Below are 26,177 nucleotides of genomic sequence, written 5' to 3'. Positions count from 1 at the left end.
CGGCCGGGCCGTATGCGCGTGAACTGCTTCCATTGGGTTTACCAGAAGAACGGGAACACGGTGAACCTCCACGTTCCGTCGATCAACCGGCGTTCGTAGGTGAACTTCTCGGTCTCCGTCGCCTCGTCCCAGTAGTGCACGGTGACCGTGTAGACGATGCGGTCGGCGGTCTCCTCGGCAACCTCGAACTCGGTTTCGCCGATGCCCTCGTCGATGTTGCGCCCGCTCGCGGTGGTGTACAGGTAGCCGTTCTCCTCGGTGTATACATTCATCGCGAACAGCTCGCCGGTCAGCTCGTCGCTGAAGTAGCCTGACACGAACGAGCGCAGCGCGTCCATGGTGTTGAAGCGCTCGTCGAGCACCTGGTAGCGCGTACCGTCGACGCTGGGCTTCTCCATGTCAACGTCGAGCGGCTGCAGCACAAACCAGCTGTACACCTCCATCGCGCCCAGCAGCGTATCCTCGACCTCATCCTCCTCGCTGAGCGGCTCATCGCCCTCGATTTCGTCGAATTCGCTCAGGTCGACGCCGCCTTCGTCCTCATCGCCCGCGTCGTCTTCCTCAAACAGCCACTCGTCCGCATCTGTCTCCCCCTGTTCGTCCTGCCCCTGCGCACCGTCCTGCTCAGCCAGCGCCGCGACGCCCGTCAGCAGCAGGCACAGGATGAGCACGATCGACAATAACTTCTTCATAAAAACAATAGCCCTCCCGCGTTTGTACATCACAGCCCCATTATACGAGAAGCGGGCGCGATTGGCAAGCCCCGTTTCGAACAAGTTATCCCTTCACCCCGCCCGCGGTCAGGCCGCGCACAAAATACTTCTGGCAGGTGATGAACACGATCACGACGGGCACCAGCGTGAGCGCCGACATGGCGAACACGTAGCCCCATTGTGTGAACTGGTGCTGGCCGAAGAAGCCCGCGATGGCGATCGGGAGCGTGCGCCTGGCGGCATCGTTGATTACGAGGTTGGCCCAGGGATACTCCTCCCACACGGTCAGGAAATTGAAGATGCTGACCGAGGCCACGGCGGGCGCGGCCAGCGGCAGCGCGATGCGCGCGTACACGGTCATCACGCTCGCGCCGTCGATCCAGGCGGCCTCGGTGATTTCGCCGGGGATGTTTTCGATGAACCCCTTGATCATGAAGGTGGAAAACGGGATGACCCAAGCCACGTAGAAGGGAACCAGGCCCCACAGCTTGCCGACCAGGTTCAGCTTGGACGCCAGCTCGAACTGCGGCACAATCATCGTCGTACCGGGGATGATCATGGTCAGCACGATGAAGCCAAACAGCAGCTTCTTCCCGGGAAACCGGAATTTGCCCAGCGCGAAAGCCATTGCGCTGGATACGAGCGCGGAACAGGCCACCGAGGCCAGCGCCACGAACAGGGAATTCAGAAAGTTCTGGTGGAACCTGCCCTGCGCCAGGATGTAGCGGTAGTTTTCCAGCGTCAGCGCCTCCGGCCGCGGGAAGAAGCGCGGCGGATATTCGTACAGCGCGCCGTTGGGCCTGAGCGACGTGGACAGCATGTAGAGCATCGGCAGCAGCGAGACCGTTGCGCCCACAATCAGCAGCAGGTAGCGCGCAAACCCTGTCCAGCGCTTCGATCGTCTTTTCATAGCATGCCCCTCACGCGTCCAGCTGCTTCATGGTCTTGAACTGCAGCGCCGCCATCAGCGAAAGCGCCAGCGCCATGATGAAGCTGAGCGCCGCTGCGTAGCCGAACTTGCCCGCGCTGAAGGCATTGTAGTACATCCATGTGAGCAGTGTGTCGGTCTGGTGCGCGGGCTTGCCGCCCGTGATCATCTTGATCGAGGTGAACACGTTGAACCCGCCGATCGTCAGCATGATCAGCGCGAATAGCACCGTGCCCCGGATCGAGGGGATCGTGACATGGGCAAACCGTTTCCATGCGCTGCAGCCGTCGATTTCCGCCGCTTCGTACAGGTCCTGCGGCACCTGCTGCAGCGCCGCCAGAAACACCACCATGTTCCAGCCCACGCCCTTCCATATCCCCAGGATCATCGCCACCGTCAGCCCGCCCCAGCGGCTGTCCAGCCAGCGCACATTGCGGTCGGTCACGCGCAGCACCTCCGTCAGCAGGTGATTGAGCAGCCCCTCGGTGTTGAAGATGTAGCGGAACACCAGCGACGCGATGACCCAGGAGGTGATCACCGGCAGGTAGTAGACCACGCGAAAGGGCACGCTAAAGCGGCGAACGCCGTTCAGCAACACGGCTACGAGCAGCCCGAGCGCCATCTGTCCGGGCACCGTGACCAGCGTGTAGACGATGCTGTTGACGAACACCATCCGGAAGGTCGCGTCTGCGAACACCGCGCGGTAGTTGGCCGTGCCGATGTAGGTCTGGTTCAGCATCGAGGCGAAATTCCAGTCGCAGAAGCTGCCGACCAGCAGCCTTCCGATCGGGTACACCGTAAGCGCGCCGAACACAATCAACCCCGGCGCGAGCAGCACACCCAGCTGAAACCGGTTCAGGCTGGATCGCATTTCCATGGGCAATCCTCCTTGGTGGGGGCGTAGCGTCGGCCGCGGCCGACCGAGGGAGAGAACCTGCTTGACGCTTGACGCAGGCCTCATCAGGTGCGACGAGCGCTCTTCTCTCCCCCTGTCTGCCGGCTCTTCCCTTATTGAGGGAGGCAAGGGGGCCGGGATCTGCCGCAGCACCCGGCCCTGACGCGCGTTATTTCAGCAACCCGTCGAAAACCACGGCCAGCTCATCCATGGCCTGTTGGGCGGTCTTCTCGCCGGCGACGACCGCGGTCAGCGCGCCGGCCAGCGCATTGTCCATCTCGCTCCAAGCGGCGACGGTGGGCCGCGCCTTGGCGGTCTTGATGGCCTCGAGGTAGGGGGCAAAGGCGGCGCTCCTGACCGTCTCACTCTCAAGCGCCGACTTGCTGACCGGAATCTGGCCGCACTTCGCCATCTCGGTCTGGGCATACTCGCTCGTCATGAACTGCATGAACTGCCAGGCCGCTTCGCGGTTGGCGGTTGTGAACATGGCGATGTCCTCGCCGCCCAGCACGCTGACGCTTCCGCCCGCGCCCGAGGGGATCTGCGAAGTGCCATAGACCACGTCGGGGTACGCGCCGGCGAGCTCCGCCACCTTCCAGGGACCCTCCAGCATCATTGCGTAGCGGCCGGTGCCGAAGCCGTCGGTCATCGGGATATCGCCGCTGTTAAAGCCGGTCAGCTGGCCCTGCTGGGCGAGCTTGGCGAAGGTCTCCACCGCCTTGACGGTGGCGTCCGAGTTGACGTAAGCGCTGGCGACGGTCTGGCTGTCGTCGGTCAGGCTGCCGCCGAAGCTCCAGATGAAGGGGCAGATATTCCAGCCGCTGAGCCCCGGCTCGTTCCAGCCCCAAACCTGCTGGCCATTGGCGTTCTCGCCCGACAGTCTGGCCACCGCGTCCGCCCACTCGTCCATCGTGGTCGGCGGCGTGACGCCCGCTGTCTCGAGCATCTCTACATTATAGAAGAGGATCTTGCTGTTGGTGTTGAGCGCCAGCGCGTAGTAATGGCCGCCGATGTGGGCGGTGGACATGGCGCTGTCGATCAGCTGCGCGCTGACCTCGCCGTAGTCGGGCATGGCCTCGTCGAGCGCGACCAGCACGCCCATCTTCTGGAACTCGGGCAGCCAGGCGATGTCGCATCGGGCGACATCCGGCAGGCTGTTGGAGCTTGCGCTGATCAGTATCTTGTCGTGCAGCTCCGCCCACTCGTGGGGTACGGCATTGACCTTGACGCCCGGGTGCTCGGCTTCGAACTTGGGAATCAGTACGTTTGTCAGCGTCTCGTTCTCCGCAGACTGGGCGCTGTAGTGGTGCCAGAAGTTGATGGTCACCGGCTCCGCCGCCTGCGCGAATGCCGTTCCGGCAAGGCAGAGCATGGCCGCCAGCGCGATCGCCAGCATGTTCCTGATGGTACGCATGAGGTCCCCTCCTTAAAGCTTGATGATCTTTACGGATCGGGGCGGAACGATGGCGCCCGCCGCGTCCGCGAAGTCCAGCGTCTGCGGCACGTCGCCGCGATTGAAGGCCGCGATGATCGTCTCACCCGCGACCGCGCGCTCGAATGCAAACAGCCTGCGCCCGGAGTCGGCGAGCAGCGTCCGATAGCCGCCTTGCCGAACGGCCAGGCTGCCCTTTCTAAACTGGATCCAGCGCTTGCTCCACTGAAGCAAATCGCCGTCCGCCCGGTCCCAGGCCATGCCGCCCCGGCAGAGCGGATCGTTGCCGCCCTCCATGCCGATCTCGTCGCCGTAGTAGATGGCCGGGCTGCCCGGGAACAGCAGCTGGAACGCGATCGCCAGCATCAGCCGCCAGCGCTCACCCGCCGCTTCGGTCAGGAAGCGGGCGGTGTCGTGACTGGACAGGCAGTTGTACATGCGCAAGTTGACCTCGTCCGGGTATTTCATGAGCATGCGCTCCAGCCGCACACCCAACTGCGCTTCGTCGATCGCGTCCTTGGCGAAGTAGTCGACCATCGCGCCCCGGAACAGGTAGTTCATTGCGGCGTCCAGCGCGCCGCCCTCCGCGACCAGCCGGCCGGCATCGCCCCAGGTCTCGCCCAGCAACAGCGCCTCGGGATGGCGCGCCTTCACGCAGTCCCGCAGCCAGCGCAGCGCGTTCATGTCCACCTCGTCGGCCACGTCCAGCCGCCAGCCGTCGACGCCGGCCTCGTCCAGCCAATGGAGCATGACCTTGAGGATGAACGCGCGAACGTCCGGGTGGCCGGTGTTGAGCCGCGGCATATGGGGGTAGTCGCCCACGCATTCGTAGCAGGCGGGGTCGATTTCGACGGGAAAACGCTTGATGTGAAACCAGTCGCGGTAGGCGGAGGAAACGCCGTTGTCCACCACGTCCCGAAACGGCGCAAAGCCCGTGCCCGTGTGGTTGAACACGCCGTCCAACAGCACGCGGATGCCGCGCGCGTGCGCCGAGTCGACCAGCGCGATCAGGTCGTCCGCGTCGCCAAAGTCGGGGTCGATCCGAAAGTAGTCGGTCGTGGCGTACTTGTGGTTGAACGCGGCTGCGAATATCGGCGTCAGGTACAGGCACTGCACGCCCAATTCCTCGAGATATGGCAGTTTCGCCCGGATGCCGTTGAGGTCGCCGCCCAGGAAGTTCTCGCGCGTCGGTTCGGCGTCCCAGGGCGCGTAATCCCGCAATGCCTTGGCGGGGTTGCCGACGGCAAACCGCTCGGGAAAGACCTGGTAGTAGACCGCGCCGGTCGCCCACGCCGGGGTGCGGGGAATGTCGCAGTCAAACACCTGCAGCACCTCGAAGAAGCCCGAGGCCGGCTCGCCTTCCGAAAAGCCGTGCTCGCAGAAGCACAGCGTCTGACCCGCGCGGTCCTCCAAGCGGAAGAAGTACTTGATGTAGTGCGCCTCCTCCGGAAACGCGGCGTCGCAAACCCACTCGGCTTTCACGCCATCGCGATAGCGCGGCCGCATGGACAGCGTCCGGCGGCTGTCCGGGTAAGGCTCGCTGCGCTTCCACAAAACGAGCGCGCAGGCCGCGAGGTCGCCGTCGGCGGCCAGCAGCCGGAATCGGATTCGGTTTCGTGCAATCGGTTGCCTAAACGGCAAGTCGATCCCATGGGCGATGGCGGCGAGGTTCATTTATTCACATCCTACAGGTTGATTCGCGCTCGATCAGCGCGGCGGACAGCATCACCTGCTGGCCGGCCGCGGGGCGCTTGATGCGCTGAAACAGCAGGCGTGCGGTCTGCTCGCCCAACAGCGCCGTGTCCACGTCGACGGCGGTGAGCGGCGGGTCGGTGTATTCCGCCAGCGGCGCGTTGTCGAAGGTGACCAGCCCGACCTGATCGGGCACCGCGATGTGCAGCGCCTTGAGCGCCTTGAGTACGCCGAAGGCGGTCAGGTTGTCGTTGCAGAGGAAGGCGTCGGGGCACACAGCCGCGTTCATCGCCTCCCGGGCCGCGCGCTCGGCATCCTGCGCGCTGCCGTCCGCCTTGAAGATCATGGGCGCGTAGTCGATCTCGCCCAGGTAGCCCATCACCCGGCGCTTGACAAAGCCGGCCTTTCCGTCACCGCCCACGTAGGCGATGCGGCGGTAGCCGCGGTCGTACATGTGCCTGGCCGCGAGCGCCGCGCCCTGCTCGTTGTTGACGTCCACCCAGCTGGCGCTTTGGGCCGCGACGTCCGGCTGGCCCAGCACCACGTAGGGGAAGTCGCCGATCTTCTTGATGAGCGCCGGTTTCACGGTGGAGGGGGGCAGGATCAGCCCGTCCACCTTGCGCTCCAGCATCAGCGCCTCGACCGATGAGGCCCCGGTCTTCCGGGCGCTGTTGGCGATGATCAGATTGTAGCCGCGCGATTGCGCCACCTGCTCGATGGCAAACAGGCTCCGGCTGAAGTAGACATTGCTGAAGGCATCGGCATCCTGCGCGTCCACCACCACGCCAATCGAGCCGCTGAGCCCGCTGGCCAGGCTGCGCGCCACGCTGTTGGGGTGGTAGTCGAGCTCGCGCATGGCCGCATAAATCTTGTCCCGCGTCTCCTCGGTGATGCTGGCCTTGCCGTTGAGCACGCGGGATACGGTGGAGGAATTGACCCCGGCAAGCCGTGCCACATCGTGAATGGTCGCCGCCAAGGTTGATCCCCCCCTCCATGCGATGTCGGGCAACCGGTTGCATTGAATACATTATACCCAAGTCGCCCAATGCTGTCAAGCGGGAAATCACATTGTACGCAGGCATCTCACCCGCAGCCCATCAGCACGCCGTCCAGCCGGCGCATGTTGTCGCAGCCCATCGAGCGCAGCAGCAGCGTGGCGTTCCAGTCAAAGCCCGAGTGCTCGATCAGCCGGAACGCCGAGGCCATCAGGTCGACGAACGGCGCTTCGCCCGGGGTATCATGAAGCGTGCCCACGGCCAGCAGCCGCATCAGCGCGTACACCGCGCACAGCGCCACGTGGGCCTCCCACAGGTTGCCCCGGTGGTTCTCGAACGGGTAGCCCGCGTAGAACGCGTGGTTCACGAGCAGTTGCTCGAACCACAGCTCCCAGTCCGGGTGCGACGCCGCAAACCGGGCGGACGCCGCGCGGTAGCGGGACGCGGCGACCGACAGCTGGCCCGCCTCGATGTCGGGCCCCTCGCCCAGGCCCAGCACGGCCTGCGCCGCGCGGCATCGACCCGAGACGCCGCTCTCCCGCTGCATGCAGAAGTGCGCCAGCCGCTGCTGCACACGGAGGCTCAGCGCAGGGTTGGGCCGGACGTGCGGCGGTCCCATATCGCGGTCGGCGAGCGCCCGAAGCGCCGCGCCCACCGACGCCGGGTCGTGGCGCACCAGTCCCTCGCCCAGCGCCGCCACCGAGCGCGACAGCCGCGTCAGCCGCGCGGGCAGCGCGTGGGCGCGCCGCTGCAGCGCGCCGAGGCAGGCCGACCGCGCGGGCTCGTAACACTGCGTCGTAAGCTCGTCCGCTTGGGCGTGAAGCTCCGGCAGGTTGAACGCCAGCGGCATGCGCTCGAATCGGATCGGCTCTCTTTGCGCGATCAACAATTCCAGCGTCGCCTCGCAGCTGTTGGCACACGAGCATTCGGCCGCCCGGGCGGTGTGCGCGCCGCGCGGGTAATACCGGCAGATGGCGGGCAGCGCGCCCTCGCCGCACTCGGCGTGCAGCCGGCACAGCCCGTCCTCCCGGCGCAGCGGACAATCTCCGTCAAAGCGGTGGTTCAGCTGCGCGTAGCGCTCGGGGCTGGGCTGCTCCACGATGTGGAACGCGCAGTCGAGCCGCCGGCGCAATTCCGGGCCGCAGTCGAGTCCCAGCAGCGTAAAGTATTCCCGCATAGAGATCGACACACCCCAGCCCACGCAGCAGCAGGCGCGGCAGTCCCCTCCCTTGCACTGAAAGCGCGGGTAGTAGTCCGGCACCAGGTATAGGCGTTCCGTCATCGACAACCCCCCTCGGACGAAATCGCGGGTCAGCCTCGTTTTTGATGAAACACGGCGGGCACCAGCACATCCTGCGCGGGCCCATGCGCGGGCGCGTTCAGCCTCTCAAGCAGCAGCGCCACGGCGCGCTCGGCGATGGCGGCTTCGTCCTGCTTCATGTGGGTGAAGGTGTAGCCCGCGGGGGCCATGTCGTCCTCATCGACCGAGCAGACCTCGACGCGCTTCGTGAGTTCCAGCTTGAGGTCCGCCGCCGCGCGCACCAGTTTGGGCACGATGCTGTACTCGGTGCACACGATGGCGTCGAGCTCCGCCTGGTAACGCACAAGGTACTGCGCGATGCGCCGGACGGCGTCTTCATACGCCTCGGGCGTCTCGGGCGCGCGCTCGAAGGGCAGCGCGCACTCGGGACCATCCGCAAGGCCCACCTCGCGCAGCCCCTGGCGGAAGCCGCGCCGGCGCTCCACGGTGCTGGTCGCGTTGCCCTCGGCCGTGGCGATCAGCCCGATGCGCCGCCTGCCCGACCGGGCCAGGTGCATCACCAGGTCGCGCAGCGCCGCCTGGTTGTCGGTGCGCACCGAGGGCACGTCGATGCCGTCGAGCTTCTTGTCGATCAAAATCATCGGGAAGCCGTTCAGCACCAGCTTCAGGATCTCGGGGTTGTAGTTCTGGCCGTGGCTGGGCATGACGATCAGCCCGCGTACGCCGAGCGTGCGCAAAAACGCGATCTCCTCGGTCTCGCGCGCGCGGTCGCAGTAGGAGAACCGCACGACCATGCGAAGGCCCGCCTGCCCCAGCAGCCGATCCAGCTCGTACATCATCGTGAGCCCGAAGGGGCTGGCGACGTGCTCCAGGATCACGCCCACCAGCTGAGGCTTCGCCTGCGCCGACGCGGCGGCGTCCTGATCGCGCACAAAGGTGCCGCGGCCGGGGATGCGAACCACCAGCCCCTGCTCGGCGAGCATGTTCAGGGCCTTTTTCACGGTGATCCCGCTGACCGAAAACGCGTCCGTCAGCTCCTTCTCGCCCGGCAATTTGCCGCCCGGCTTAAGCTCCCCCGACGCGATGCGCGCCTTCAGCGCATTGTACACCCGGTGGTACAGGAAGGCGGTGGACATGGCGACTGCTCCCTTTTGAATGGAATGCGTATATCAAACATACTTTTGTCATTATAGACCTCCGCCGGTCGCGTGTCAACGTCTGAGCCGCCTCGGTCAATAAACATATTTAGTATGGATTTATGGCGTCCTCCGAATTGATACATTGCCAAATCCGACGCGTTTTCGGAAATAGTCCGCACAATATATCAATCCGTTATCAATTTCTAGTTATTATTCACAATTCTTCAGGATAACCGTTTACAAAGTCCGCCACGCATGATATATTCTATATACCCAATATGCACGCGAATGGAAGGGAGTGTCACGATCCGATGAAGAAGGTTTCCAGAATGCTCTGCCTGTTGCTGGCGTTGCTCATGACGGCGGCTACGGCCGTCGCCGAACCGACCCTGTCACCGGCCAGCGGCGCGGTGAAGATGCTGGTCAGCGTGACCGGAGGCAAGGACGAAGAGGAGATGGCGAAGTTCGCCGAGGCGCTTTCCGCGGCCGTAGGCCTCGAGGTCAGCATGGAGAAGCCGCCGTCCGACTACAATCAGGTCATGATGCAGAAGCTGCAGGGCGGCGAGCAATACGACCTGATCTACCTGAACATGAGCGACTACATGAACCTGATCGCCCAGGACGCGCTGACCGACATCACCGATTGGGCGACGACCAGCCCGATCTACAGCGCCAATGTCGAAGCGCAGGAGCTGCTCGACATCACCGTGGACGGCAAGGTCTACGCGGGCTTCAACAAGAAGGAACTGCACCGCGTGGTTGCGCTCAACAAGGCGCTGCTTTCGCAGGTCGGCGTCGATTACAAGGCGATCGAGCCCACGCTGGACGGCTACTATGAAGTGATGAAGAAGCTCAAGGAAGGCGTGGACACCCAGGACTTCTACCCGTTCAACGCCGTCATTTCCGAGACATACGACCTGCAGCCCTGGTTCGCGACGTTGGGCCTCAAGAACGGTGTCAGCTTGGACCCGGCGGACGGCAAGACCTACGCCGCCTACGCCTCGGACGAGGCCGCGCCGGTGTGGGCGTGGCTGAAGAAGCTGTATGACGAACAGTTGCTCGACCCCGGCTCCTTTGTGGACAAGACCAAGGACATGCGCGCCAAGATGGGCGCGGCCAGCCATCTGACCGGCGTCTGCGTGGACTGGGCCATGTGGGTGGGCCTGCACAACCAGCAGGCGACCGCCGCCGGCGTGCCCGAGGCGGAATATGAGATCGTGTCCCTGCCCGGCACGAAGACGCCGGACGGCGGCTACATGCTGGTGAAGGGCGCGGCGTCGCTGTTCGCGATCCCGGCCAACGCCTTAAACCCCGACGGCGCCAAGCGCGTGCTGGAGTACTTCGCCACCCAGCAGGGCGGCGAGCTGCTGTCGATCGGCATCGAGGGCAATGACTGGAACCGCGAGGGCGATGCGGTCGTGCTGACCGAGCTCGGCGCGACCCACGCCTCCGACCACGGCGCGCCGGTGCCGATCTGCAAGGACTTTGTGCATCCGGTGGGCTACAACCGCGGCGTGGCCGAGGCGCTTACCTACGTGCAGTACGCCTCGATCGACCGCCCGATCCCCAACGAGGGCGACTACAAGAACACCGTCGGCAAGTGGGGCATCCAGATGATAAAGGGCGAAGTCGGCATCCCCGAGGGCCTGGCGGGCCTGCGCGCCGAGCTCGTGGCGCTGGGGGTTACGGAGAAATAATTCTATCTGAGCCGGGGGCTGTGGCGTTAAGGGCGGCCAATTCCATTCCCTTCCTTGGAGGAGAATGGGGAGGGTTCGCCCTTAACGGCTACAACACCCGGGCTTTTGAAAAGGATGTGACCCCTATGCGAGGCGCCACGCTCGCGGCCCGGCTGCGCAAGAACCGGTTCTTCTACCTGATGCTGCTGCCGATCGCCGCGTACTTTATCGTGTTCAACTACTACCCGCTCGCGCTGGGCATCTACAACTCGCTGCGCAAGGTCAAGCTGCTGGGCGGGTCGCAGTTCATCGGCCTTACAAATTACCGGGACATCCTCGCGCACCCGCTGTACCGGCAGGCGTTCGTCAACACCCTGATCGTCGGCGCGCTGTCGTTCGCGCTGACGTTTTGCGTGGCGCTGCTGCTCGCGCTGATGATCAATGAGATCCGGCACAAGCCGCTGAAAAGCGCCGTGCAGTCTGTCACCTACCTGCCGTATCTCTTGAGCTGGGCCGTGGTGGGCGGCATCTGGATGTCGATCCTGTCGCCGACGGGGCTGGTCAACGGCGTCATGCGCAGCTTCGCCGGCGCGGACTTCCGGCCCACGATCTTCATGGCCGAGCCGCGCCTCGCGCGCGCGATCATGATCGTGTCGGGCGCGTGGAAGAACGCGGGCTACTACGCCGTGCTGCTGCTGGCGGGGATCGTGTCGATCGACCCGAGCCTGTACGAGGCGGCCGCGATCGACGGCGCGTCGCGCCTTAAGCAGCTGATCCTGATTACCGTGCCCAACATCGTGCCGACGATCAAGGTCATCTTCATGCTGGGCGTGATGGGCCTTTTGCGCAACTTCGACCAGATCTACGTCATGGGCAACTCGGCCATCAACGACAAGGTGCGCAACCTGCTGGCGCTGATCTACGAGCAGGGCATCGCCAAGTTCCAAATCGGCCCCGCGACCGCCGCGGCCACGGTGGTGCTGCTCGCCACGCTGCTGCTGTCGGCGGCGGTGCGCAAGCTGATCCGCTACGACGAAACCTATGAATAGGAGGGAGCGCATGCAGCCCAACATCCAACCCACCGCAGCCGGCAAGCGCGGCAAGCGCGGCAATGTGCTCACCCCGCCGCAGCGGATCGTCTGCCACCTGCTGCTGGCGCTGTGCTTTGTCGCGATGGTCGTGCCGATGTGGAACGTGATCGTGATCTCGACCAGCACCGCGCTCGACGCCGGCGCAAGCGGCGTCAAGCTGTGGTGGACGAGGTTCTCGCTGGAAGGCTATGACTATGTGTTCAGGGTGACCAAGCTGGGCGTGCCTTTTTTGAACTCGCTGTTTGTGTCGCTGACCGGCGTGGTGATCCAGGTGCTGCTGTCGGCGTTCGCGGGCTATGTGCTGATCCAGCGCGACCTACCCGGCAAGCAGGCGATCACCTCGTTCATCCTGCTGACGATGATGATCCCCGCCGACCTGACGCTGATCTCGATCTACGCGCTGAACAAGCAGTTGGGCCTGCTCAACACCTACGCCGGCCTGATCGCGAACGGACTGATTTCGGGCTTCTCGATCCTGCTGATGCGCAACTACTTCCTGTCGGTGCCCTACAGCCTGGCCGAGTCGGCGCGGCTGGACGGGGCCAGCGAATACCGGATCTTCTTCGGCATCTACCTGCCGGTATCGCTGCCGGGTCTGGCCACGGTGTTCTTCATGGAGTTCGTCAGCAAGTGGAACAACATCATGATCCCCGCGACGCTGCTGACCGACCAGTCGAAGTTCACGCTGCCGCTGATCCTGCGCTCGCTGATCGTGCAGAAGGACGTGTCCACGTCGGGCAGCAGCATGCTCGTGCCCGATAACGCGATCATGGCGGCGGTCGCCATCAGCACGATCCCGCTGCTCTTGATCTACATCTTCGCCCAGCAGTTCCTGCTCTCGGGCATGACGCTGGGTTCCAGCAAGGAGTAAAAATGCGATGAACCTGTCCTTCACGCGCCGCATCGAAAAATCGGAGCAGAATCTCTACCTCGAAATTCCGTTCGAGGTGCCCGCCGGCGTTGAGCGGATCGACATCCGGTACGACTATACGCGCTTGCGCGAGGAAGTTGCAAACGGCCAGCGCGCCCGGCGCGAGGTCAACATCATCGACCTGGCGCTGATCGGCCCGAGCGATTTCGTGGGCGCGTCCGGCTCGAACCGCACGCACATCTTCGTCTCGAAGGCCCACGCCGCGCGCGGCTATGTGCCCACCGAGGCCGTGCCCGGCATCTGGACGATCGTCGCGGGCGCGTACCACGTGGAGGACGGCGGCGTCGACGTGCGCTACGACATTGAGTTTACGATGAAGCGCCGCCAATTGCTCAAAGGCGATCTGCACTGCCACTCGACCGCCTCCGACGGCAACCTGACCACGGCCGAGCTGATGCAAGACGCCGCGAAGATGGGTCTGGACTTCCTGTGCGTCAGCGACCACAACGCATTCTCGCAAAACGACGAGATGGCGGCGCCGCCGGCGGGGCTGACGATGCTCCCCGGCATGGAGCTGACCCACTACGACGGCCATGTGAACCTGATGGGCGCGCGCCGGCCGATCCGCTGTCCGTTCCCGGTGAATGGAAAAGAAGCGCTGCTGGGCCGGCTGGACGAGGCGCGCTCAAACGGCGCGCTGGTGTCGGTCAACCACCCGTTTTCCGACTGCGCCTGGCGGTTCGGGCTGGATCTGGCGATGGACTGCGTGGAGATCTGGAACGGTGGCACGCCGCCCGAACAGAACCTGCCCGCGCTCAAGTGGTGGCACGGGGAGCTGTGCCGGGGCCGGCGGCTGCCCATCGTGAGCGGCAGCGACTTCCACGCTACCGAGCCGATGCGCACGCTGGCCTGCCCCGCCACCTGGGTCTACGCCGATTCGCGCGAGCCGGGCGACATCCTGGAGGCGCTCAAGGCCGGGCGCGGGTTCGTGACGCTCGGCCACAAAGGGCCGACGATCGACGCGCATGTGGGTGAGGCCGGGCTGGGCGAGGCGGCGCGGGGCCGCCGCGTGCGGGCCGAGTTTGGCGCTCTTTCCGCCGGGGATGTCGTCAGGGTAATCACCGACCTTGGCGAAGAAAACATCGCGGCACCCTGCGCGATGGCGGCGTTTGCCGTCGAGCGCGAGCTGCCGGGCGCGCGGTTCGTCCGGTTCGAGGTGTGGAAGACGGAACCGCCGTCGATGGCATGCCTGCCGCGCCTGATCAGCAATCCGATCTATTTCGAATGATGCGCTCATCGTAAGGAGCAGTCGTCCTATGATTCAAAAGATCATCCTGACCTTCAAGACCCACTTCGACATCGGCTTCACCGATCTCTCCGAGGCGGTGCTCGACCAATACGCGGGCGGCATGCTGGAGGCGCTTTTGACCACCTGCGAACAGACGGCGGCGCTCGGCGACAGGCAGTTCATCTGGACCATGCCCGCCATGCCGCTTTGCGAGATGCTTATCCGCTGTTCGGACGCGGCGCGGCCCCGGCTGGAGGCGCTGATTGGCGCGGGCCGCATCGCCTGGCACGCGCTGCCGTACACGGTCCACACCGATTTTTGCGCTCTTGCCGAGCTGCGCTCCGGCTTCCACTACGCGCGCGAGCTGTGTGCGCGCTATCACAGGCCGATGCCGGTTTCGGCCAAGATGAGCGACGTGCCCGGCCACGGGCGCATCCTGCCCAGCGTGCTGGTCGAGCAGGGGGTGCGGTTCTTGCACCTGGGCAGCAACGAGTTTGCCCGCTCGCCCGAGGTGCCGCCGCTGTTCTTCTGGCAGGGGCCGGACGGCGCGCGCGTGCTGACGATGTACTCGGAGCACGGCTACGGCGCCGCGGAGCCGCCGGCGGATTGGCCGTTCCCGGTGTGGCTGTCGTTCCAGCACACGAGCGACAACCTGGGCCCGCAGACCCCCGACGGCATCCGCGAGATCGCGCAAAAGATGGGCGAGCGATATCCCGGCGCCGAGATCGTCAGCGGCACGCTCGACGACTTCTATCATGATCTCGCGCAGTACGACCTGTCGGGCGTGCCCGTGGTGACGCTGGACCTCGCCGACAGCTGGATTCACGGCGTGGGCAGCTACCCCGCGGAAGTGGCGCTGGTGCGCGAGTGCCGACGCAGGGCGGCGGCACTCGCGGGCGTGGCGGCCGAAGCCGAGTTGATGCCCGTGTACGACCAACTGCTGCTGTTCGCGGAGCACACCTGGGGGCTGGACGTAAAGACCTGGCTGCCCGAGGCGCGGCGGGTCTATGAAAAGGCGGCCTTTCAGGCCGTGCGCGGCGACGCCGACTACCGCTACATGGAGCGCTCGTGGGACGAGCAGCGCGCGCGGGCGCGCACGGCGGACCGGCTGCTGGCGGCGCTCGAGCAGGCGCACGGGGTCGCGCCGCGCGAAGCGGGCGACGCGGGGCCCGCGCTGACGGCAATCGAAACGGGCCCGGGTCTGTATGCGCTGAGCAACGGCCGGTTCCGGCTGTCGTTTGGCGACAGCGGGCAAATCTCGGCGGCCGACGCGCGCACGGGGCGGGTGCTGCTCAAGGGCCTTTCGTACCGCTACGACGTCTACGGCAAGGACGAGGTGGACAAATATCTGAGCGATTACTGCTCGGTGCCCTCGAAGTGGGGCGAGCAGGACAACGGGCGCGAGGGGTATCCGGACTTGCGCCACGCGACGTTCGAGCCCGCCTTCGACGGCTGGGCGGTCGAGGGGCGCGTGCTTACGCTGCGCTACCGCGCTCGCGCCTGCGCCGAGTACGGCGACGCCGAGCGGATCGAGCTGCGGCTGACGCTTAAAGAGGCGGGGGATGAACTGCCCATCGAACTGCGGCTGTACGCCAAGCAGGCCACGCCCTGCGTCGAGTCGGGCAGCCTGGTGATGAAACTTTCGATGGCGGACCCGGCCTACCGGATCAACAAGAACGGCGACTGGCTCGACCCGGCGACCGACATCGCGGACGGCGCGAACCACGCGCTGTACTGCCTGGAGCGATACGTCGAGGCGAGCGAAAACGGCGCGACCGTGCGCGTGGAGGCCGTGGACTCGCCGCTCGTGGCGATCGGCGAGACGGGCATCTATACCTACCGCCGGCGGTACGAGCGCCGCGAACCGACGCTCGTTTTCAACCTGTTCAACAACCAGTGGGGCACGAACTTCCCGCAGTGGATCGAGGGCGACATGCGGTTCCGGTTTGTACTGACGGTGCGTTAGTGCTCTGACACAGCGAAGCCTAAGGGTTGGCCGTGTCAGAACACTACCCCTCGGGTCTGAGCAGCGCCGCCTCCCTGAGCAGCGTGGGTTCGTCGACGAACGCCGTGAGGCAGCCGAGCTGCTGAACGCAGGCGCCGCCGGTCACATTGCCGTAGGCGATGCTTTGGGTGATGGGCTTTGCGTGGTACAGGCCGTACATCAGCCCGGCGAGGAACGCGTCGCCCGCGCCCGTCGAGTCCACCTGCAGCGCCCCGGTATAAGTTGTGGTACTCGACGCCCCCGCGCTTGAGCTCGTCCTCCACCAGCCGCGAGAACGGATCGCCGCCCAGAAAGGTCTCCAGGTGCGCGCGCACACCCAGGCGTCCGAGGATCGTCATCGTAGCGGGCACGCCGCCGCCGGGCCGCATCGCGAAGCCGCCGGAGTATACCTCCTCGCCCTCGCGCGGCACGCGGGGCACCCCGGTGAAGAACAAATCGCAGTTGGCCACGCCGAATCCGGCTACATAGGACACGCTTCCACCCCTCTGTCAAGCCTTGGTGCCGCTCAGTGCGATGCCTTCGATGAAGTACTTCTGGAAAAACAGGAACAGCAAAATCATCGGCCACACGGCCATGATGCCGCCCGCCATCACCAGCGGATAGATCGTGGTATGCTCGCCGATCAGCAGCGCGAGCCCCGCCGACAGCGTGTACTTGTCCATCGAGGTGTTGACGATCAGCGGCCACATCAGGTCCTTCCATGCGCCCAGGCCCGTCAGGATCGCAAGGCTTATCAGCGCCGGCTTAATCAGCGGCATCAGGATGCGGGCGTAGATCGTGAAGTAGCCGCAGCCGTCGATCTTCGCGGCCTCGTCGAGCTCCTTGGGCAGCGTCATGAAGAACTGCTTGAGCATAAACACGCCGAACACCGAGAAGATGCGCGGCAGCCACAGCGCCGTGATCGTATTGACCAGGTTGAGCCCCATCATGATCTCATAGTGCGGGATGATGAAGATCTGCCCCGGCACCATCATGATCGACAGGCACAAAAGGAAGATCACATTGCTGAGCGGAAACCTGAGCCGCGCGAACGCGTAGGCCGCGATCGAGCAGATGGCGATCTGGCAGATAACGATCACGGCCATCACGAAGAAGGTGTTGAAGTAGAACGCCGGAAACGGGAACTTGTTCCACACGGTGACGAAGTTGTCAAAGCGCCACACCTCCGGCCAGATCGTCAGCGGGATGCGGATCGACTCGTCGTAGCTCTTGAACGCGGTGAGACCCATCCACAAAAACGGGCCCACCGTGAAGAAGGCCGCGAAGATCAAACTCAAGTGGATCAGCCACCTGCCCCTGCGCCCTTGCATAAAACGGCCCCCTTCCTATTCGTAATGCACCCATTTCTTTTGCATCGCCATCTGGAATATGGTGACCACCAAAATGATCGCGAACAGCACCACGGTGACCGACGCGCCGTAGCCCTTCTTGAACTGGATAAAGGCCGATTCGTAGAAGTAGCTGACGAGGCTGCGCGTGGCCGCCTGGCCGCTGCTGTTTTGCGGGATCATCAGGTAGATGAAGTCGAAGATCTGGAACACGCCGATGACCTCCATGATCGTCACGAAGAAGATCGACGGGGACAAAAGCGGCAGCGTGATGCGAAAGAACCTGTCGAGCGGCCTCGCGCCGTCGATCTCGGCGGCCTCGTAGTAGACGCCCGGGATGCCCTGCAAACCCGCGAGCAGAATAATCATGCGGGTGGAGATGTCCGACCAGATCAGCACGATCGATACGCTGATCAGCGCCACGCCGGGGTCCGACAGCCAGGCGACCGCCGGGATGCCGAGCAGCCGGAGGGCGGCGTTCAGGATGCCGAATTCGTAGTTGAACACCCACTTCCACAGTAGGCCGATCGCGGCCGGCATGGTGACCGCGGGCAGGAAGATCATCGTGCGGTACGCGCCGGTTCCGCGTATTTTGCTGTTGAGCAGCGCCGCCATCAATATGGCGAGCACGACGACGAAGGGCACGCAGATCGCGACGTAAGAAAGCGTGTTTTGCACCGCGCCGTAGAACCTGGCGGTGCCCAGCAGCTTTGCGTAGTTCTTAAGTCCCATCCATTTAGGATCGCCGAACGAGCCCTTGTCGGTGAACGAGTAGTAGATGTTGACGAAGAACGAATATACGTAGAACACGAAGAGCCCGGCCACGAGCGGCGAGATGAACAAGTAGGCGGTCCACGCCTCCCGGCGGGCCATGCGGCTGCGCAACACGTAAATCACCTCATTGCGGAAATGGTAAAACCGGCGGTGCGCCGAACGGCTGAAGGCATCGGTCGAAGGCCCTTCTCCATTCCCCTCGCTGGAGGGGAATGGGACGCGTCCGCAATCCCATTCCCCTGCCGTTCAAAAAAACTACTGGTTCTCCGCCATGACCTCTTCAATGATCCCCGCGATCCGGTTGCAGCCCTCTTCGGGGGTGATGTCGCGGTTGAAGATGCCGGTCACGATCTCGGTCTCGTCGCTGTTCCACTGGCTGCTGAGCGGCACCCAGGGATAGGGCGCGGAGATGTTGGCCTGCTGGACGAACACCTCGCCCGGGATGTTCTTGAACTGGGGCGCATAGCTCTTCTGCGCCGCGATGAAGGTGGGCAGGCAGACGCCGTTGGAAGACAGGTACTCCATGGCTTCCTGGCCGCCCAGGTACTTGAGCAGCTGCCATCCCTCTTCCTTGTTCTGGCTGTTGGCGGACAGCGCATAGGCGATGCCGCCCACGGCGCACTTGTTGTTCTGCTTGGCGGGCATGGGCACAAGGCCGATGTCCCCCGCGATCGAGCTGTTCTCGAGCACGGTCGCCTTCCAGCTGCCGATGTAGACCATGCAGGCCTTGGCGCTGATGAAGAGGTCCGTGCCCTTGGTGTCGGAGAGCACCATGTTCTCGGGCATGATCTTCTCGTCCATGAGCCCCAGTACGTCCTCGAAGGCCTTGACGGTGCCCGGCTCGGCCCAGCCGCTCTTCTTGCCCTCGGTGCCGAACAGGTTCACGCCCTCCTGGGTGATGAACTGGTAGTAGGACGGCTGGCCGTCCAGCTCCATGACCAGCGGGTACTCCCCGCCGCCCGCCTTTGCGATCGCGTCGCGCAGTTGCGCGCCGGTCGCCACCATATCGCCCCAGGTCCAGCCTTCTGCGGGATGGGCCACGCCGTACTTGTCGAACAGCGCCTTGTTGAAGGCCACCACCACGCTGTCGGCATTGATGGGCAGCGCCCACTGGGTGCCCTTGTAGTTGTACATCGAGACCGCGCCTTCGCTCCAGTCGGCCATGTTCACGCCGTCCTTCTCGATCCAGCCATCCAGCCTCTCGAGCACGCCGGCTTCGGCGTACTTGGGCATGTTGATGTTCATCCAGTAGGTGTCCGGGTCGTTCTTCGCGCCGGCGGCGGCGTCGAGCTTTGTCCAGTACTCATTCCAGGGCGTCAGCTGAATTTCCACCTTGATGTCCGGGTTTTGCGCCATGAACATCTTCATGAGTTCCTGGTAGTAGGGGTACTGGTTCTCGTCCCACATGCCAAAGGTAATGGTCGTCTCGGCGAGGGCCGGTGCGGCAACCGCGAACAGCGTAAGCACCGCGAGGATCAGGGCCTTAAGCTTCCTATGCATCCGTCATACCTCCATCATCGATTGATTTTCTATGAGATGCGACGCCCGCCGCATATCATGCCGTCAGTCCATCGCGCGGCAGCTGTCGCGCACCGTGAGCCGGTGGGGCAGGATCTGCTTTACCAGCGGCACGCACTTCCCCTCGATGCGGTCGAGCAGCAGATCGCAGGCCGCGCCGCCGATCGCCTCGATGGGCTGGGCGATCGTGCTCAGCCGCGGGCGCAGCTGCGTGGCGTTGACATCGTCAAAGCCGAACACCGATATGTCGCCGGGCACCCGGTAGCCGTGATCGGTCAGCAGGTTAATCATGTCCACGGCCAGCTCGTCCGCCGCGCAGAACACCGCCGTCGGCCGCGCCTCAAGCCGCAGCAAGGCGCGAATCGCCTCCTCGCCGAAGCCCATGCTGGTCTCGCTCTCCACGATCAGCTCGTCGGCCTTTTTGATCCCGGCCTCGCGCAGCGCGCGCAGGTAGCCCGCCTTGCGCAGCACGCCCATCGTCTGCCCCGCGCAGAACACGCCGGCAATTTTCCGGTGCCCGATGCGCAGCAGGTAGTTCACCGCGTCGCAGGCCGCCTGCTCGTCGTCGATCCCCACGCTCGGCAGCAACGAGCCCGGCACGTTTACGCTCGCCAGCACCATCGGCACGTCCACCTCGCGCACGAGCGCGGCGAGCTCTTCCTCGGTGTTTTCGTGCAAGATCACCAGCCCGTCGATCGAGCGCTCCGCGAGCAGCGCGCAGGAGCGCAGCTGTCGCTGGAAGTCGCCGTAGATGTTGGCCACGATCACGTTGTAGTCCCGCTCCGCCGCGCGCCTCGTAATCGCCGAGATGATCCGGGCGTGGAACGCGTCGCTGACGTTGGGCGCGATGACCGCGATCAGGTTCGACTTCCTGGTAATCAGCCCGCGGGCGTGGAAGTTCGGGCGGTAGTTGTACTTCTGCACCTCGCGCAGCACGCGCTCCGTCACCTCGGCGGATACGCGCTTGGTGCCGTTGAGCACGCGCGAGACCGTCGCGGGCGACACCCCGGCGCGCTGCGCGATGAACTTGATGTTGTGATCCATGGATTCAGTATACAGGAAAAGCTTTTCCTGTCAATATGCAAATTACAACTATTTGCGCCACTTCTCCTATTCAACCGCAATTCTCGTTGGGTATTCCGGCAAATTTGTCGGTATTTCTCAATCCAATTGACAGGAAAGGCTTTTCCTATATAATGAAGACAGATGTTTTGTTAAGGAGGCATGGGGCGAATGTACTTCAGATATCCGATCAACGACGCGCACATTCACGCGTTCACGCTCGAGATGGCGGACGAAGTCGTCCGGATGGCGGACGAGCTGGGCTACGAACATTTCAACATGCTGTCGGGCAGCAACTACATGCCGCGCTGGACGGCGAACAACCTGCTGTGCGCGCGCATCAAGCAGTTGGCCCCGGGCCGCGCCTACGCGTTCGCGTCGTTCAATTACCCCGAGCGGGGCGTGCCCGACTCGGACGAGCTTCTGCGCCAGGCGCGGCTGTTTCGCGCGCTGGGCTTCGACGGCATCAAGATGATGGACGGCAAGCCCACGATGCGCTTGCGTACGGGCGTCGCGCTCGACGACGCGCGCTACGACGCGATGTTCGACTACCTGGAAGAAACCGGCCTTCCGGTGCTGTACCATGTGAACGACCCCTGGGAGTTCTGGCACTGGGACGCCATGCCCGACTGGGCCAAGGCGCACGGCCGGGCCCTCTTCTACGGCGAGACAGGCAACCCCGGCAAGGAGCAGATCGAGCGCGAGGCGGAGAACATCTTGAAGAAGCACCCGAGGCTCAAGCTGATCTTCGCCCACTGGTTCTTCACGTCCACCGATATCGCGCGCACCGAGCAGTTGTTTTGCGATTACCCCAACATGAGCTACGACATCACCCCCGGCTGGGAGATGTTTGAGAGCTTCCAGGAAAAGTATGACGAATGGCGGCCCTTCTTCATCGAGCATGCCGACCGGATTTTGTTCGGCTCGGACACGGTGTCCGACCACTGGCGCGAGACCATTGCCTGCCTGCGCCGGGCGATGGAGACCGACGAGGAGTTCTGGGCGTTTGAGGAGAAATGCAAGGGGCTCGATCTGCCCGAAGCGCCGCTCAGGAAGATTTACTACGACAACTTCTTCCGCTACCTGCCCAAGCAGCCCGCGAAACTGGACGTGGACGGATTGCTGGCGTATGCCGAGGATTTGAAGCGGTCGGTGAAGGGATTCAAGGACGAGGCGGAGATCGCAAGCGACATCGAGGCGTTCGCGGGGGCGCTGACGCATTAAGCCGGCGTCAGCCCGCCCATTCCCCTCTTTGGAGGGGTGCCCCGAGGGGCGGGGTGGTGACCTGATTGCAGAACATCAAAGGCCAGGGTGCATCACCCCGGCCTTTTTTGATCGCATGGATCAAGCCTTATCGGCACGAGCGACGGGCCACCACCCCGCCTGCGGGCACCCCTCCAAAGAGGGGAATGGGGTCTCCCCTACGCCCCGTTCACCGATCATTCCCCCGCGATCAGCGCCATCACCAACTTGACCCCCTGCTCCATCTCCTCCACGCGGCTGTATTCGCGCGTGCTGTGCACCTCGTGCATGGAACAGGCGAGCACCAGGCCCTGGATGCCGCGGAGCGCGAAGCTGTTTTGGTCGCTACCGCCCATGGTAGCGTGGATGTTCGCCGGCACGCCGACCTCGGCGCAGGCCTTCTCAAAGCGGCGAACGACCGGGCTTAAGATGGGCGTCTCATAGGCCGTGATTTCGACGCGGCGGTCGGCGGTCGCGGTCGCCCCGACCGCGCTCGCTTCCTGCTCGAAGGCCGTCATGACCTGCTCCCACTGCTTGAGGACCGCCTCGTGGGACAGGCTGCGAATCTCCCCCGTCACCCGGCAGCGCGCGGGCACGATGTTGGTCGCCTCCCCGCCCTCGATCACGCCGATGTTGCAGGTAACGCCGGGCGTCGGCTCGCCCTGCGGAATCCGCGCGATTGCCTTCGCCGCCGCCGCGATGGCGTGGATGCCCTCGCGCGGCGCGAAGCCGGCGTGGGACGCCCGGCCCTCTACCGTCACGGAAAAGGACAGGATGGTCGGCGCGGCGCCCGCCGCCTCGCCGATCGCGCCGCTCAGGTCCAGCGTGTAGGCTTCTTTCGCGCGAATCCGATCGTAATCCGCCGCCGCCGAACCCAAGCCGTAACGCTCCTCCGCCACGGGGAAGATCAACTCCACCGGGCGATGAGGCGTTCCCTCTTCCTTCAGTCGCGTCAGCGCTTCCAGGATGATGGCGATGCCGGCCACGTCGTCCGCGCCCAGGATGGTGTCGCCCGCGGAGGTGATGCGCCCGTCCGCGTGCAAAACCGCCCGCTTGCCGCGCCCCGGCTCCACCGTGTCCATGTGGGCGGACAGCAGCAGCGGGGCCAGCGGCAGTTCCCCCGGCACGAAGCCGTACAGATTGCCGCAGTCCCCGCCGATTTTCGCGCCCGCGTCGTCCTCATAGGTCGCCGCGCCCAGTTCCACCAGCCGCGCCTTCAGCGCGTCGCAAAGATTCCGCTCCCCGAAGGACGGGCTGTCGATCGCGGTGAGCGCGGAAAATGTCTCCCATATACGGCTCATCGGCGTTCCTCCCCTTGCCATATTCACCGCCATGATACCACATTTTCAGCGACCAGTCCACGCTTTGATGATGTCCTGATGCAGCGCGTCGTCGGGCGGTAGGTCGCTGTGCGTTTCGAGCAGCGCGCTTGCGCAGGCTTCGTCGCGCGCGCCCAGGTAGGATAGCGCGGCGGCGGCGGTCTCGATCAGCGGACGGGCGGTACCGCCGTGCGCGCGAATCAGCAGCGCGGGCGCGATGATGCGCTCGTCGCGCCCGAGCTTGCGCGCGGGCGAGGCCGCGTTGCGCTCGATGCTGTCGGCAATGGCGCGGTTTTGGAATTTCCGCTTGGACAGCGCGGCGAAATCCCGCTGCGCCGCCTCGTCCACACCGTAGCGCGCGCATACGGCCCGATTGACCTCCCCGTAGAAGATGTCGAGCAGGCCGTCGATCACCGGGTCGTTGGCCGCGTCGGCGTATTCGAGGAAGCCCTTCTCGATCCCGAGGTAGGCGATGATCGCGGAGGCGGCGTTGTAGGTGTAGAGCTTGCGCTGCATCAGCACCGCGAAGTCGTCCACGTACTCGATGTGCGAAAGGCCAAGCGCCCCATTTGAGCCCTGCACGCTGACGAACAGCGAGGGGTAGTTCTCGCCCGCGATGTCGATATCGCCGTCGTTGACCGTGGTGCAGAAGATCGCGCCCGAGGCCGCGCGCGCATCGAGGCCACCGCCCAGCCCGGCCGCCGGCAGCGGCGCGTTTTCGCAGGCCACGACGCTCGTCGCCTCGGGCACGCGCGCGGCCAGCCATTCGCCCGCCTCGCGCAGGTTTTCCGGGCGCACGCTGACGAACACGGCATCCGCGGCTTTAAGCGCCGCGCGGCAGGCCGCATCGTCCGTATGCAGCGCCGCATATCCCTCGATGCGCATGGGCTGCGTGCCGTCGAAAAAGCGCACCCGGTAGCCGCCCGCCGCGCGCAGCCGGTCGATCAGCGCGGCGTCGCGGTCGATCAGGGTCAGTTCCGCCTGCGGGGCGAACAGGCGCGCCAGGAAGCCGCGCCCGGTCTGGCCCGCGCCCACAATTGCGATTTTCATACTTCGATCGCCTCCATCGGCTTGAGGATTTTGACCCGCGCACCGGCCCGCGCGGCGGCGGCGAGGATATCTTCATCCGCGCAGCCGTTGATTGCGTACAGGTCGTGGTGCATCGGGATGTAGAGCGGCGCGTCGAGCGCCGCCGCCAGCTCGGCCGCCTCGGCGCAGTCGGTGTTGCCCACAATGCCGGCCGCGGTGCGCGCCTCGTCGCGCCCGTTGGCCGGCAGCAGCAGCACGCGGCAACCTTCCGCCCGCAGCCGCTCGGTCAGCCCGTCGTACAGGCTCATGTCGCCGCCGAAAAATACCGCCCGGTCACCGACGCGGATGATGTAGCTTAGCTCGTAAAAGCGGCCCATGTCGTCGGTGTGCAGCTGCGTGTGCGCGCAGGCGACCGGCGTGATCCGGGCCGGCCCGATGTCGAACGGCCGCTCGGCGCGGGCGGGCGCGATGGGCGGCGCATCCGGCGGCAACATCTCCCCGAGTGCCGCGCACACCGGCGCGGGCGCGGCGATGACCGCGCGCCCGCCGGCACGCACATAGGGGATCAGCGTGTCGGGGTCCAGGTGGTCGCCATGGTCGTGCGAGATCAGCACGGCGTCGGGCATGAGGTCAAAAAGCGCGCGGGGCGCGGGGTAGGCGCGCCGCCAGGGCGTTTCGGGCGTGGCATACAGCCGGTCCACCGAATCGCTCAGGTAGGGATCGGTGACGATGCGCACCGCGCCGAAGTCCAGCAGGAACCCGCACTGCCCCAGGTAGGTGATCGTCAGCGTCGCCATGACAAGAGCTCCTTTTCCTTTTCGAGCACCAGCGCGCGCAGCGGATCGCCTTGAAGGCCACACACCTGGTCGAGCACGTAGCCGCTGCCCTGCTCACGCAGCATGGCGGCAAGCTTAACCGCCGAGGGGTCGTCCGGGTTTTCGTAGTGGAGGGCGGCGGCGATCGCGGTGGCCAGCCCCTCGGGCACAATGCCGTACCCCTCGGCCAGCAGCGCCGAACCGACCAGCCGGTCGTCGCGGCCCAGCTTGCGCAGCGGGTCGCGCGCGTTGCGCTCCACCGTGTCGGGCAGGCCCCGGTCGCGCAGCTTGGCGCGCGAAGTCTCGCTGAAGGCCAATTGCTCGTCGAGCGGGATGCCGTGCCGCTTCGACAGCGCCTGCCCGGTCTCGCGGTAGACGCGCGTGAGCAGCGCGTCGACGCGCTCGTCGCGCGCGGCCTCGGCCAATACCGTATGGCCCAGGAACGCCCCCACGAACGAGGCGGTGCCGTTGGCGGCGTTGTAGGTGTAGAACTTGCGCTCGAGGAAGCCCTTGAAGCCCTCGGTGGGCGCGATTTCCGGGATGGCGGGCAGCGGGCAGACGAGCGGCTGCGCGTCCACCGGCAGCGTGTGGTAGTCCTGCACGCACACGGTCAGCGCATCGCGCGCGAGCTGCTCTTTCGTGGGCTCCATCGCCGAGCGCATGACCACCGCCTCGGCAAAGCCCACCGCAAGCCCCTCGGGCGGGCGCACCGCCTGCGCGAGGATGGCCGCCGGCCTCTTCCAATTCTCGCAGGTGACGACATTGACCGCGCCCTTGCGCACGTGGTGAAGCGCCCACTCGATCGCCGGGGCGACCGCGCCCAGGTTCTTGCCGCCCACCGAGGTGAAGAAGCAGCTCGCGTCGGCGGCCACGCGCGCGATGCCCGCGCCATCGTCGATCGACACCGCCTCGAAGCCTTCCACCACGAGGTCGCGCGCCTTGTCGCCCAAGAAGTGCACGGTGTAGCGGCCCGCTTCATTCAGGGCCTTGACCAGGTCCGCGTTGGCCTCGACAAGCGCGAACGAAACGCCCGCCGAAAAACAAATCTGCGAAAGAAAACCGCGCGCGATCTTGCCCGCGCCGAAGATCACAACCTGTGCCATG

At 65.0% G+C, this 26,177-nt stretch carries 23 protein-coding genes; 6 read left to right on the top strand and 17 right to left on the bottom strand.

Annotated features, from left to right (window positions below; translation table 11 throughout):
- Positions 1-38: 38 nt before the first annotated feature.
- The 8 genes from ACH6CV_RS05600 to ACH6CV_RS05565 all read right to left on the bottom strand — a co-directional run bounded on the left by ACH6CV_RS05600 (position 39) and on the right by ACH6CV_RS05565 (position 9,052).
- Positions 39-692 carry a DL-endopeptidase inhibitor IseA family protein gene (locus tag ACH6CV_RS05600; protein ID WP_456357188.1) on the bottom strand — a complete coding sequence of 218 codons (654 nt, stop codon included), beginning with the start codon at positions 690-692 and terminating at the stop codon, positions 39-41.
- An 85-nt stretch (positions 693-777) separates the two neighbouring features.
- The gene (locus ACH6CV_RS05595) at positions 778-1,623 is read right to left on the bottom strand and encodes a carbohydrate ABC transporter permease (RefSeq protein ID WP_456357187.1); all 846 of its coding nucleotides are present in this window, start codon (positions 1,621-1,623) and stop codon (positions 778-780) included.
- A 10-nt stretch (positions 1,624-1,633) separates the two neighbouring features.
- Positions 1,634-2,518 (bottom strand): carbohydrate ABC transporter permease, encoded by an 885-nt coding sequence (locus tag ACH6CV_RS05590; protein WP_456357186.1) that lies wholly within the window; start codon positions 2,516-2,518, stop codon positions 1,634-1,636.
- A gap of 187 nt (positions 2,519-2,705) precedes the next feature.
- On the bottom strand, positions 2,706-3,950 hold the full coding sequence (locus ACH6CV_RS05585; RefSeq protein WP_456357185.1) for an extracellular solute-binding protein: 1,245 nt from the start codon (positions 3,948-3,950) through the stop codon (positions 2,706-2,708).
- 12 nt (positions 3,951-3,962) lie between these two features.
- Positions 3,963-5,642 carry a glycoside hydrolase family 13 protein gene (locus ACH6CV_RS05580; RefSeq protein WP_456357184.1) on the bottom strand — a complete coding sequence of 560 codons (1,680 nt, stop codon included), beginning with the start codon at positions 5,640-5,642 and terminating at the stop codon, positions 3,963-3,965.
- 4 nt (positions 5,643-5,646) lie between these two features.
- Positions 5,647-6,636, bottom strand: a complete 990-nt coding sequence (locus ACH6CV_RS05575) for a LacI family DNA-binding transcriptional regulator (RefSeq protein WP_456357183.1) — start codon at positions 6,634-6,636, stop codon at positions 5,647-5,649.
- Between the two features lie 107 nt (positions 6,637-6,743).
- Positions 6,744-7,937, bottom strand: coding sequence for a flagellin lysine-N-methylase (fliB, locus tag ACH6CV_RS05570; protein WP_456357182.1), 1,194 nt, complete (start codon positions 7,935-7,937; stop codon positions 6,744-6,746).
- A 29-nt stretch (positions 7,938-7,966) separates the two neighbouring features.
- On the bottom strand, positions 7,967-9,052 hold the full coding sequence (locus ACH6CV_RS05565; protein WP_456357181.1) for a GntR family transcriptional regulator: 1,086 nt from the start codon (positions 9,050-9,052) through the stop codon (positions 7,967-7,969).
- 314 nt (positions 9,053-9,366) lie between these two features.
- Between ACH6CV_RS05565 and ACH6CV_RS05560 the strand changes: the two genes are divergently transcribed.
- From ACH6CV_RS05560 to ACH6CV_RS05540, 5 genes are all read left to right on the top strand, one after another.
- On the top strand, positions 9,367-10,752 hold the full coding sequence (locus ACH6CV_RS05560) for an ABC transporter substrate-binding protein (protein WP_456357180.1): 1,386 nt from the start codon (positions 9,367-9,369) through the stop codon (positions 10,750-10,752).
- 125 nt (positions 10,753-10,877) lie between these two features.
- Complete coding sequence (locus ACH6CV_RS05555) at positions 10,878-11,780, top strand: ABC transporter permease subunit (RefSeq protein WP_456357179.1); 903 nt, start codon at positions 10,878-10,880, stop codon at positions 11,778-11,780.
- A 10-nt stretch (positions 11,781-11,790) separates the two neighbouring features.
- Complete coding sequence (locus tag ACH6CV_RS05550) at positions 11,791-12,693, top strand: carbohydrate ABC transporter permease (RefSeq protein ID WP_456357178.1); 903 nt, start codon at positions 11,791-11,793, stop codon at positions 12,691-12,693.
- A 7-nt stretch (positions 12,694-12,700) separates the two neighbouring features.
- Positions 12,701-13,981: a CehA/McbA family metallohydrolase gene (locus ACH6CV_RS05545; RefSeq protein ID WP_456357177.1), complete on the top strand. Its 1,281-nt coding sequence runs from the start codon at positions 12,701-12,703 to the stop codon at positions 13,979-13,981.
- Positions 13,982-14,009: 28 nt separating this feature from the next.
- Positions 14,010-15,947, top strand: a complete 1,938-nt coding sequence (locus tag ACH6CV_RS05540) for a DUF5054 domain-containing protein (protein ID WP_456357176.1) — start codon at positions 14,010-14,012, stop codon at positions 15,945-15,947.
- 43 nt (positions 15,948-15,990) lie between these two features.
- Here the strand turns inward: ACH6CV_RS05540 and ACH6CV_RS05535 are convergent, their stop codons facing one another.
- The 5 genes from ACH6CV_RS05535 to ACH6CV_RS05515 form a co-directional block, all read right to left on the bottom strand.
- Positions 15,991-16,188 carry a PfkB family carbohydrate kinase gene (locus ACH6CV_RS05535; protein WP_456357175.1) on the bottom strand — a complete coding sequence of 66 codons (198 nt, stop codon included), beginning with the start codon at positions 16,186-16,188 and terminating at the stop codon, positions 15,991-15,993.
- Positions 16,189-16,474: 286 nt separating this feature from the next.
- A complete protein-coding gene (locus ACH6CV_RS05530) occupies positions 16,475-17,296 on the bottom strand; it encodes a carbohydrate ABC transporter permease (RefSeq protein WP_456357174.1) in 822 nt (273 codons plus the stop codon).
- 15 nt (positions 17,297-17,311) lie between these two features.
- A complete protein-coding gene (locus ACH6CV_RS05525; RefSeq protein WP_456357173.1) occupies positions 17,312-18,202 on the bottom strand; it encodes a carbohydrate ABC transporter permease in 891 nt (296 codons plus the stop codon).
- Between the two features lie 141 nt (positions 18,203-18,343).
- A complete protein-coding gene (locus tag ACH6CV_RS05520; RefSeq protein WP_456357172.1) occupies positions 18,344-19,588 on the bottom strand; it encodes an ABC transporter substrate-binding protein in 1,245 nt (414 codons plus the stop codon).
- Positions 19,589-19,651: 63 nt separating this feature from the next.
- Positions 19,652-20,650 (bottom strand): LacI family DNA-binding transcriptional regulator, encoded by a 999-nt coding sequence (locus ACH6CV_RS05515; RefSeq protein ID WP_456357171.1) that lies wholly within the window; start codon positions 20,648-20,650, stop codon positions 19,652-19,654.
- A gap of 189 nt (positions 20,651-20,839) precedes the next feature.
- Here ACH6CV_RS05515 and ACH6CV_RS05510 point away from each other — a divergent pair, with 189 nt between their 5' ends.
- Positions 20,840-21,892 (top strand): amidohydrolase family protein, encoded by a 1,053-nt coding sequence (locus tag ACH6CV_RS05510; protein ID WP_456357170.1) that lies wholly within the window; start codon positions 20,840-20,842, stop codon positions 21,890-21,892.
- Positions 21,893-22,107: 215 nt separating this feature from the next.
- Here ACH6CV_RS05510 and ACH6CV_RS05505 read toward each other — a convergent pair whose 3' ends face one another.
- Genes ACH6CV_RS05505 through ACH6CV_RS05490 form a run of 4 tightly spaced genes read right to left on the bottom strand, consistent with a single transcriptional unit; the run spans position 22,108 to position 26,176 of the window.
- A complete protein-coding gene (locus ACH6CV_RS05505) occupies positions 22,108-23,211 on the bottom strand; it encodes a M20/M25/M40 family metallo-hydrolase (protein WP_456357169.1) in 1,104 nt (367 codons plus the stop codon).
- Between the two features lie 45 nt (positions 23,212-23,256).
- Positions 23,257-24,279 carry a mannitol dehydrogenase family protein gene (locus tag ACH6CV_RS05500; RefSeq protein WP_456357168.1) on the bottom strand — a complete coding sequence of 341 codons (1,023 nt, stop codon included), beginning with the start codon at positions 24,277-24,279 and terminating at the stop codon, positions 23,257-23,259.
- Positions 24,276-25,055 carry an MBL fold metallo-hydrolase gene (locus tag ACH6CV_RS05495; RefSeq protein WP_456357167.1) on the bottom strand — a complete coding sequence of 260 codons (780 nt, stop codon included), beginning with the start codon at positions 25,053-25,055 and terminating at the stop codon, positions 24,276-24,278. The genes ACH6CV_RS05500 and ACH6CV_RS05495 overlap by 4 nt, the downstream gene beginning before the upstream one ends.
- On the bottom strand, positions 25,043-26,176 hold the full coding sequence (locus tag ACH6CV_RS05490) for a mannitol dehydrogenase family protein (protein ID WP_456357166.1): 1,134 nt from the start codon (positions 26,174-26,176) through the stop codon (positions 25,043-25,045). The genes ACH6CV_RS05495 and ACH6CV_RS05490 overlap by 13 nt, the downstream gene beginning before the upstream one ends.
- Between the last annotated feature and the right edge of the window lies 1 nt (position 26,177).

Source organism: Anaerozeibacter quisquiliarum (genome assembly GCF_051162045.1).
Classification (GTDB): Bacteria; Bacillota; Clostridia; order Christensenellales; family Aristaeellaceae; genus Anaerozeibacter; species Anaerozeibacter quisquiliarum.
Note: the sequence above shows the minus strand (reverse complement) of the source record. Positions and strands in the feature narration are given on the sequence as shown.